The organism is Dactylosporangium sp. NPDC005572 (genome assembly GCF_040605515.1).
GTDB lineage: Bacteria > Actinomycetota > Actinomycetes > Mycobacteriales > Micromonosporaceae > Dactylosporangium.
On the sequence record NZ_JBEXCY010000393.1, the window covers coordinates 1 to 4,537 of the forward strand.

General features: G+C 71.3%; 6 protein-coding genes. All 6 read left to right on the forward strand.

Annotation, left to right across the window (positions count from 1 at the left end; all coding sequences use genetic code 11):
• Window positions 1-491: isochorismatase family protein (locus ABZS66_RS60630; protein WP_354773922.1), on the forward strand; the 491-nt coding region annotated here is incomplete at its 5' end.
• The gene (locus tag ABZS66_RS60635) at window positions 488-1,249 is read left to right on the forward strand and encodes an SDR family oxidoreductase (protein WP_354773924.1); all 762 of its coding nucleotides are present in this window, start codon (window positions 488-490) and stop codon (window positions 1,247-1,249) included. The genes ABZS66_RS60630 and ABZS66_RS60635, both read left to right, overlap by 4 nt.
• Window positions 1,250-1,287: 38 nt before the next feature.
• Entirely contained in the window at window positions 1,288-2,130 is an 843-nt protein-coding gene (locus tag ABZS66_RS60640; protein ID WP_354773926.1) for an ABC transporter ATP-binding protein, read from the forward strand.
• A 2-nt stretch (window positions 2,131-2,132) separates the two neighbouring features.
• Complete coding sequence (locus ABZS66_RS60645) at window positions 2,133-3,023, forward strand: ABC transporter permease (protein ID WP_354773928.1); 891 nt, start codon at window positions 2,133-2,135, stop codon at window positions 3,021-3,023.
• A gap of 52 nt (window positions 3,024-3,075) precedes the next feature.
• A complete protein-coding gene (locus ABZS66_RS60650; protein ID WP_354773930.1) occupies window positions 3,076-4,146 on the forward strand; it encodes an ABC transporter substrate-binding protein in 1,071 nt (356 codons plus the stop codon).
• 3 nt (window positions 4,147-4,149) lie between these two features.
• Window positions 4,150-4,437, forward strand: a complete 288-nt coding sequence (locus ABZS66_RS60655; RefSeq protein ID WP_354773932.1) for a hypothetical protein — start codon at window positions 4,150-4,152, stop codon at window positions 4,435-4,437.
• The last annotated feature ends 100 nt before the right edge of the window (window positions 4,438-4,537 follow it).

Sequence of the window (4,537 nt, forward strand, 5' to 3'; positions counted from 1 at the left end):
ACCTCGATGCCGGCGACCGGCGCTCCGCCACCTGGCGGATCGTCGACCACTACAGAGTGCACGCCACCGTGGCCCGCCGCGCCGGGGGCCGGCGGGCCGCCCCCAACGCGCCGATCCTCGAACGGGCCGAGGCCATGCCCGGCCATCTGCTCACCGGTTCGGTGTCCGCGCAGCTGCTACCGGAGCTGGGGCCGCAGGACGGCGACGTGACCGTCGAGCGGCTGCACGGCGTGACCCCGTTCACCGGCACCGAGCTCGACGCGACCCTGCGCGGCCTCGAGGTCCGCACGATCGTCCTGGTCGGCGTGTCGGTCAACATGGGCATCCTCGGCGCCTCGATCGAGGCGGTGGGGCTGGGCTACCGGGTGGTGGTGCCGGTCGACGGCGTGGCCGGCGTCCCGGCCGCCTATGCGGCCGACGTGATCCGGTACAGCCTGCGCCACCTGGCGACGCTGTCCACAGTGGACGAGGTGGTGGCGGCATGGGCGTGAGCGGACGCGTCGCCGCCGTCGCGGGCGTCGGCCCGGGGCTGGGCCGCGAGCTGGCGCTGACCTTCGCCGAGGCCGGCGCCGACCTGGCCCTGCTGAGCCGCCGAGGCGCATATCTGGACGAGGTCGCGGGCGAGGTGGGCACGGCGGCGTTGTGCCTGCCGACCGACCTCACCGACCGGGCCGCCTGCGGCGAGGCCGCACGGCGCATCGGCGAGCGCTTCGGCGCGGTCGACGTCCTCGTGCACAACGCGTTCTCCCGGCCGCCGCTCGGGTCGCTCGGCGAGCGGACGGCCGCCGACTGGCACGCGGCGGTTGACGGCAACCTGCTGTCGGCGACCAACCTGCTGTACGAGCTGCGGCCGCTCATGCGGGGCCGGCGGGCGTCCGTCGTGCTCATCAGCTCCATCTCGGCCCGCCAGCCCTACCCGGAGTCCGGCATCTACGCCGCCATGAAGTCGGCCATGCTCACCCTCGTCCAGGTCCTGGCCCGCGAGCTCGGCCCGGACGCGGTCCGGGTCAACGCCGTGGTCCCCGGCTACATCGAGTCGGACAACCTCGAGGCGTTCTTCGTCGACGCCGGCACCCGGCGGGGCACGAGCGCCGCGCAGGCCCGGCAGGACGCCGAGGCGGCGACCTGCCTCGGCCGGTTCGTCACGGCCCGCGAGGTGGCCGACGTGGTCGCCTTCCTCGGCTCGCCCGCCTCCGCCGGCGTGACCGGCCAGACGCTGGACGTCAACGCCGGCCAATGGTTCGGCTGACCCGCACACACCCCGCCCTGAAGACACCTGGAGCACCAGTGGACACACAGACACGGCAAGCGACCGCAGCGCCACCGCCGACGGCGCCCACCGGCGCCAAGCTGCTCGCAACGGGCGTGGAGCGGCAGTTCATCTCCGGCAGGCACCGGGTCCACGCCCTCGGCCCGCTCGACCTGCGGGTCGCCGACGGCGAGTTCGTCTGCCTGGTCGGCCCGTCCGGCTGCGGCAAGTCGACGTTCCTGCGGATCGTCAACGGCCTGCTGCCGCCGACCGCCGGCACCCTCGACCTCTGGCTCGACGAGGGCCGCTCGGCCACGTCCATGGTCTTCCAGGACTACGGCGTCCTGCCGTGGAAGACGGTCCTGGCCAACGTGCGCTTCGGCCTGGAGATGGCGAAGGTACCGCGGCGCGAGGCCAACGAGCGGGCCATGGAGTGGATCCGGCGGATCGGTCTGAGCGGCTTCGAGAAGGCCTACCCGGCCACGCTCTCCGGCGGCATGCGGCAGCGGGTGTCGATCGCCCGGGCGCTCGCGGTCCAGCCGCAGATCCTGCTCATGGACGAGCCGTTCGCGGCCGTGGACGCGCAGATGCGGGTCGTGCTCCAGGAGGTACTGCTGAAGGTCTGGGAGGAGGACCGGCGCACGGTCATCTTCGTGACCCACAGCCTCGAGGAGGCCCTCGTCCTCGGCGACCGCGTGGTCGTCGTGTCGGCCCGGCCCGGCCGGGTGGTCAGCGACATCGCCGTGCCGTTCGGGCGGCCCCGCTCCACGGACATCCGCCGCACACCCGAGTTCGCCGCCCTCCAGCAGAACGTCTGGGACGTGCTGCGCGACGAGGTCCAGGCGTCGCTGGCGGCGGCCTCGCTTGCAGGAGAGGAGTAGTCATGGCCGACACGACGACCGTTGCGCCCCCGGACGAGCAGACGAGCGGCCGGCTGGTCCGCCGCGAGGCCTCGGCGACGCCGGAGAAGGCCGCGGTCCGGCGGCGCCGGCGCCGGATCGCCGAGATCGTGCTCGGCTTCGGCGCTCCCGTGGCGCTGTTCGTGGTGTGGCAGGTCGCCGCGACGAGCGGCGCCGTCAACCCGCTGTTCTTCCCCCCGCCGACCGAGGTCTGGAAGGCCGCGCTGCAGCTCGTCGAGAGCGGCGAGCTGTTCGACCACCTCTGGGCCAGCCTGACCCGGGTGCTCATCGGCTGCGCCATGGGCGTCGTGTCCGGCGTCGCCGCCGGCATCGCGCTCGGCGCGTCCCGCTGGGTGCGGGCCACCCTCGAACCGCTGCTGTCGGCCCTCTACACGGTGCCGAAGCTGGCCGTCTTCCCGTTGCTGCTGCTCATCTTCGGCCTCACCGACACGGCCCTCAACGTCGCCATCGGCATGACCGTGTTCTTCTTCATGTGGGTCAGCACCATGGCCGCGTTCCTGGCCGTGAGCCCCGGCCACCGCGAGGTGGCGCAGAGCTTCCAGGCCGGGCCGTGGCAGGCCTTCCGCCACGTCCTGCTGCCGGCCGCCCTGCCGCAGATGTTCATCGGCCTGCGGATGTCGGTCAGCGTCGCCGTGCTCATGATGGTCGGTGTCGAGTTCACCCAGGCCAACAAGGGCATCGGCTATCTCATCTGGTACTCCTGGACGCTCTTCCAGGCGCCCAAGATGTACGTCGGCATCGTGGCGGTCGCCCTCATGGGACTGCTGCTCTCCAATGTCGTCAAGTGGGTGTCGCTGCTCGTGCTGCCGTGGGCGCGCGTCGAGATCGAAGGCGGCGACCGGAACCTCCTGTAAGTCGGTTTCCCTCCCCCAGAGTTAGGAAGTCGCAATGCGTCGATTAGCCGCCATGTCCATCGTCGCCGTCTGCACCGCCTCGCTGCTCACCGCCTGCGGCGACGGCGGCGCCACACCCGCCTCGAACTCCACCGCGACCCAGCCGGCGAACGCGCCCAGCCCCGGCCCGACCGGGCCGAACACCCCCGCGCCCAAGCCGCTGCCGAGCGAGGTCACCGTCAACGCCTCGCTGCCCTTCCGCAACATCGAGGCGTACGCGCCGCTGCTGCTCGCCGAGTACTTCGGCGAGTTCAAGAAGGAAAATATCAAGATCAACATTCAGCTCGTCCAGACGAACAACCTCGTCGTGCTGATGCAGAAGGGCGACATCGACGTCGCGCCGGCCGCGCCGTCGGCCGGCCTGTTCAACGCCATCGCCGGCGGGGCCGACATCAAGGGCATCGGCGGCGGCGTCGGCTGGAGCCCGGCCAACCACCAGGGCTACTACGTGCGCAAGACCCTGCTCAAGCCCGACGGCACGTTCAGCGCCTGCGACCTGAAGGGCAAGAAGGTGTCGACCGGCTCCGCCACCGGTCTCGGCTCGCCCGCCGTCGTGGAGCTGGCCGCCTACCTCAAGACGTGCAACCTCACCGTGAAGGACGTGACGATCGTCCCCCTCGGCGGCGCCGACCTGCTGGCCGGCCTCGACTCGGGCGCCGTCGACGCCGGCAACCTGAGCGACCCGGTGTGGACCACCGCCGAGACGTCCGGCCACAAGCTCATCATCCCGTTCACCGCCTCCATCACCAGCTACTGGATGGGCAAGATCCGCACCGAGAAGCCGGACGTGGCCGCGGCCATCCTCCGCGCGCTCGTCCGGACCAGCCGCACCTACCTGCAGGGCGACTACCGCGCCAACCCCGAGGTGAAGCAGGGGCTCATCAAGGCGATGGGCGCGACCGAGGCGCAGCTGAACGGGCCGTCCAGCCTGATCTTCGACCCGGACTTCAAGTTCCCCATCCAGAACATCGCACCCATCGAGACGGCCTGGGCCGAGATCGGCGGCATCGTCAACTTCAACAAGCCGCTGTCGGACTCGCAGCTGTTCGACGACGGCCCGCGGACCACCGCACTGGCCGCGTAGCCGATGCCGAAGTTCCTGGCCATCGGCCACCACGGCCCGGTCGATCCCGAACTGGGCCTGCGGATCGCCGACGTGGCCGTCGACTGGATCTCGGCCCGGCTGGCCGACGGCACCTTCGACTGCCTGTACTCGATGGCCGGCGGCGGCCGGATGATCGTCGCGAACGCGGCCGGCGAGGAGGAGCTGCTGGCGCTGCTGCGGGCGGCGCCGGACGCGCCGAGGGAGTGGACGGTCACCGAACTGTTCGACGGCATCGAGGTCATCCGCAAGTACGTCGAGTCCATGCGATGAGTCACCTGCCGGGGGGGGGGGCCGGGGGGGCGCGCCCCCGGCTGGGATATAGGAATTGGACAGCGCAGATAATCATGAAAATCCCGATTAGAGTTTGATG